The following is a 4,694-nucleotide window of genomic DNA, read 5'->3' as shown; positions in this document are numbered from 1 at the left end:
CGGTCCAAGGCATCGTGATCTCCGTCGAATCTCAGCAATCCGACAGAATCACAACCTGCTGAAATCACTCACTCCTTTTTGGATCGGACACTTAGTAATTTTGAGTCGCGCGTGTGCGTCTCCATATCCCAAAGTAGAGGCGGCCAAAATTATAATAACCTGGATCAACGCCTGGTTGTAGCGAAACTGTCCCAATGAAGCCCCCAATCGTGATTCTCTCTGGCACAGTACATGAGCGCTCTGCAAGCAAAGAGTGGCAGTCCGAATGATGGCCGAAATGGCTGCCGAGATGCTCGGCGAGCTCAAGCCGGGCCTCGTCATGCTGCTGCTCCCGATATTTTCGGCGCCCTCGCAGCGGTGCACCTGGACCAGTCGGCGTTCCGGCCCCTCGGCAGGGCCATCCGCCAGCTCGAAAACATGACGTTGTGTGTCAAGTTTTATCATGGCATTTCAGCGGCTTGCCTCGAAAATTGACCAATTGATAAAAAAACAAAACGTGCTAGCCTTCGGCAAAACCACAAGAATGGGGAAGCGGAATGGCGACTGGTCATTTCAAGCAGGGCATTGCCGGCGGCCGGCTTTCGCCTGAACAATATGCGGATAATTTTTCCGACCTGCATCCGCCGCTCGATCAGCACGAGGCGCTGGTCGAGTCCGATCGCTGCTATTTCTGCTACGATGCGCCGTGCATGAACGCATGCCCGACCTCGATCGACATCCCGCTGTTCATCCGCCAGATCTCGACCGGCAATCCGATCGGCTCGGCCAAGACGATTTTCGACCAGAACATTTTGGGCGGCATGTGCGCCCGCGTCTGCCCGACCGAGACGCTGTGCGAAGAAGTCTGCGTGCGCGAAGTGGCGGAAGGCAAGCCGGTGCAGATCGGCCGCCTGCAGCGCTACGCCACCGATGTCGCCATGGCTGAGAATAAGCAGTTTTACCGGCGCGCCGCCCCGACCGGCAAGACGGTCGCCGTCGTCGGCGCCGGACCAGCCGGGCTTGCAGCCGCTCATCGGCTCGCACGCCATGGACATGACGTGACCATCCTGGAAGCCCGCCCGAAAGCCGGCGGCCTCAATGAGTACGGCATCGCCGCCTACAAGAGCATCGACAATTTCGCCCAGGCCGAGGTCGATTATGTCACGTCGATCGGCGGCATCGACATCCAGAACGGCAAGGCGCTCGGCCGCGACTACCAGCTGTCGGACCTGACCAGGAACTACGACGCGGTGTTCCTCGGCATGGGGCTTGGCGGCGTCAATGCGCTGCGCGCCGACGGCGAGGACGCGCAAGGCGTCACCAATGCGGTGGAGTTCATAGCGGAGCTTCGCCAGGCGAGCGATCTTGCCAGCCTGCCGGTCGGCCGGCGGGTCGTCGTCATCGGCGGCGGCATGACGGCGATCGACGCGGCGGTGCAATCGAAGCTGCTCGGCGCCGAAGAGGTGACGATCTGCTACCGGCGCGGGCAGGAGCACATGAACGCTTCCGAATTCGAGCAGGATCTGGCCGCCGCCAACGGCGTCATCATCCGTCACTGGCTGCAGCCGAAGCGGGTCATTGCCGAAGGCGGCAAGGTGTCGGGCATCGAACTCGAATACACGGCGATGGATGGCGACAAACTCGTCGGCACCGGCGAGCGGCTGACGCTTACCGCCGACCAGGTGTTCAAGGCGATCGGCCAGAATTTTGTCCCGGCTGCGCTCAACGGCAGCGGCGCCTTGCTTGCTTTGGAAGCCGGTCGCATCAGGGTCGATGCCGAAGGCCGCACCTCGCTGGCCAACGTCTGGGCCGGCGGCGACTGCATCTTTGGCGGCGACGACCTGACAGTCTCCGCCGTCGCACAGGGCCGCGACGCGGCCGAATCGATCCACCGGGCACTGACCTCGAACGGGAGGGCATGAGCATGGCAGACATCCGCAACAATTTCGTCGGCATCAAATCGCCGAATCCGTTTTGGCTGGCTTCGGCGCCGCCGACCGACAAGGCCTACAACGTCATCCGCGCCTTCAAGGCGGGCTGGGGCGGCGTGGTGTGGAAGACGCTGGGCGAGGAAGGCCCGCCGGTGGTCAACGTCAACGGCCCGCGCTACGGCGCGATCTGGGGCGCCGATCGCCGCCTGCTCGGCTTGAACAACATCGAGCTGATCACCGACCGCGACCTGCAGGTCAATCTGCGCGAGATCAAGCAGGTCAAGAAGGACTGGCCCGACCGCGCCATCGTCGTCTCGTTGATGGTGCCTTGCGAGGAACATGCGTGGAAGGCGATCCTGCCGGTGGTCGAGGAGACGGGGGCCGACGGCATCGAGCTCAATTTCGGCTGCCCGCACGGCATGTCGGAACGCGGCATGGGTGCCGCCGTCGGCCAGGTGCCGGAATACATCGAAATGGTGGTGCGCTGGTGCAAGGCCAACACCCGCATGCCTGTCATCACCAAGCTGACGCCCAACATCACCGATATACGCAAGCCGGCGCGTGCCGCCCTTGCTGGCGGCACCGATGCCGTCTCGCTGATCAACACCATCAATTCGATCACCGGCGTCAATCTCGATAGTTTCGCACCGGAGCCGACAATCGACGGCAAGGGTTCGCATGGCGGCTATTGCGGCCCGGCGGTGAAGCCGATCGCCATGAACATGGTGGCCGAAATCGCCCGCGATCCGGAAACGCATGGCCTGCCGATCTCCGGTATCGGCGGCATCACCACATGGCGCGACGCCGCCGAATTCATGGCGCTCGGCGCCGGCAATGTGCAAGTGTGCACGGCAGCGATGACCTATGGCTTCAAGATCGTGCAGGAGATGATCGCAGGCTTGGAAAACTGGATGGACGAGAAGGGCCATGCCTCGCTCGACGACATCGTCGGCCGCGCAACGCCCAACGTCACCGACTGGCAGTATCTCAACCTCAACTACGTCGCCAAGGCGCATATCGACCAGGAGGCCTGCATCAAATGCGGCCGCTGCCACATCGCCTGCGAGGACACTTCGCACCAGGCGATCACCAGCATGGTCGACGGCAAGAGGCATTTCGAGGTGATCGAGGCCGAATGCGTCGGCTGCAATCTCTGCGTCAATGTCTGCCCGGTCGAGAACTGCATCACCATGGAGCCGCTGGCGGCCGGCGTGATGGACCAGCGCACCGGCAGACCGGTGTCGCCGGTCTACGCCAACTGGACGACGCATCCGAACAACCCGATGGCCAAGGTGGCGGCGGAATAAGGGGCGGACGAGGATCGGCCTGTCTTATCTCTCACCACCGTCATACCGTGCGGGAGCGCTTTAGCAGTGCAGCCGTTGAGGTCGGCGCTGCCCCTCATCCGCCTGCCGGCACCTTCTCCCCGTAAACGGGGAGAAGCCCGCTGGCCGCGGCCTTGGCTCTCTATTCTGCAACGCTGGAGATTGGCGAAAAACTTCGATGCCGGCGTCTTTCTCCCCGTTCTACGGGGAGAAATGCCCGGCAGGGCAATGAGGGGCGGCGCCATCAATCGGATAAAATTGCTGGCAGGGCAGCCATCCCATCCAGGGTCGAGACTCTTAATTTCATATTGCAGATAAAATTTATCCACGATAAGATATGTCCATGAATTGGAGATCAGCACGATGAAGCTGGGCGAGGGCGTCGAAGCGGCCATCCACTGCGCCGCGATGCTTGCCGGCATGGAAGGCGCGGCGACTATGCCGGGTGCTGCCATGGCGGAAGCGTTCGGCCTGTCGCCGAGTTATCTCCTCAAGCATCTCAACGCGCTGACGGCGTCGGGCATCTTGGAATCGGTGCCCGGGCCATCGGGCGGTTACCGGCTGGCACGGTCGGCGGAGCGCATAACGCTGCTCGACATCGTGCTCGCCGTCGAAGGACGCGAACCGGCCTTCCGCTGCGGCGAAATCCGTCAGCGCGGGCCGGCCAGGCTCGATGCCTCGGTCTATGTCAAACCCTGCGGCATCAACGTCGCGATGCTGAAGGCCGAGCGCGCCTACCGCGCCGCTCTTGCCGAGGCCCGGCTGTCCGACATCGTTGCGGACTATATGAGCGACGCCGATCCGCGTTCAGTCGCCGCGAACTGCGCCTTTGTCGAGCGCCATCAGCGACCGCAGAAATCCAGTTCAACCAAGCAAACGTGAAAGGTAATGGCAATGAAGCAGAGGCTGCAATTCTTCGGCGCGGCGCCGGAAATCATGAAAGCGGTGTCGGCGCTCAACAAGGCGGTCGACGAGTGCGGGCTGGAGGCAAGCCTGCTGCATCTGATCAAGTTGCGTGCGTCGCAGATCAACGGCTGTTCGTATTGCGTCGAGATGCACAGCCGCGAGGCGCGCCGTGATGGCGAGACCGAGCAGCGGCTCTATCTCGTCTCCGCCTGGAAGGAATCGCCGCTGTTTTCCGAGCGTGAGCGCGCTGCCTTGGCCTGGACCGAGGCGGTAACGAAGATCGCGGACAGCGGCGTGCCGGACGATCTCTATGCAAAAACGGTCCAACACTTCTCGGAAGAGGAACTGGTCAAGCTGTCCGTCGCGATCGGCATGATCAACACCTGGAACCGGCTCTGCGTTCCCTTCCACGCCATTCATCCAGTACCGGGGGGCCCGGCCCCCCCGGGACCCCGGGAGCTCGCGGGCGGGGCCCCGCGCGCCGCGCGGCGGCGCGGGGTGTGGGGGTTAGAGAGGTCGGAGGAATAGATAGTGAATGGTGTATGGGGTGGCG

3 protein-coding genes and 1 pseudogene are annotated in these 4,694 nt (G+C 62.7%); all 4 read left to right on the top strand.

What is annotated here, in order from left to right; all coding sequences use genetic code 11:
* Positions 1-536: 536 nt before the first annotated feature.
* Positions 537-1,901, top strand: a complete 1,365-nt coding sequence (locus NKH12_RS29985; RefSeq protein WP_352956413.1) for an NAD(P)-dependent oxidoreductase — start codon at positions 537-539, stop codon at positions 1,899-1,901.
* A gap of 2 nt (positions 1,902-1,903) precedes the next feature.
* Positions 1,904-3,217: an NAD-dependent dihydropyrimidine dehydrogenase subunit PreA gene (gene preA, locus NKH12_RS29980; protein WP_352956414.1), complete on the top strand. Its 1,314-nt coding sequence runs from the start codon at positions 1,904-1,906 to the stop codon at positions 3,215-3,217.
* Between the two features lie 381 nt (positions 3,218-3,598).
* Complete coding sequence (locus NKH12_RS29975; RefSeq protein ID WP_352956411.1) at positions 3,599-4,117, top strand: RrF2 family transcriptional regulator; 519 nt, start codon at positions 3,599-3,601, stop codon at positions 4,115-4,117.
* 12 nt (positions 4,118-4,129) lie between these two features.
* Positions 4,130-4,582: pseudogene (locus NKH12_RS29970) on the top strand (carboxymuconolactone decarboxylase family protein); the annotation flags it as partial.
* Positions 4,583-4,694: the final 112 nt, after the last annotated feature.

The organism is Mesorhizobium sp. M1322, assembly GCF_040318085.1.
Classification (GTDB): domain Bacteria; phylum Pseudomonadota; class Alphaproteobacteria; order Rhizobiales; family Rhizobiaceae; genus Mesorhizobium.
This window is presented reverse-complemented; position numbering and strand designations above follow the sequence as displayed.

Coding starts and splice junctions, on each gene's coding strand:
- NKH12_RS29985 (WP_352956413.1), top strand. CDS start 537: ATGGCGACTGGTCATTTCAAGCAGGGCATTGCCGGCGGCCGGCTTTCG.
- preA (WP_352956414.1), top strand. CDS start 1,904: ATGGCAGACATCCGCAACAATTTCGTCGGCATCAAATCGCCGAATCCG.
- NKH12_RS29975 (WP_352956411.1), top strand. CDS start 3,599: ATGAAGCTGGGCGAGGGCGTCGAAGCGGCCATCCACTGCGCCGCGATG.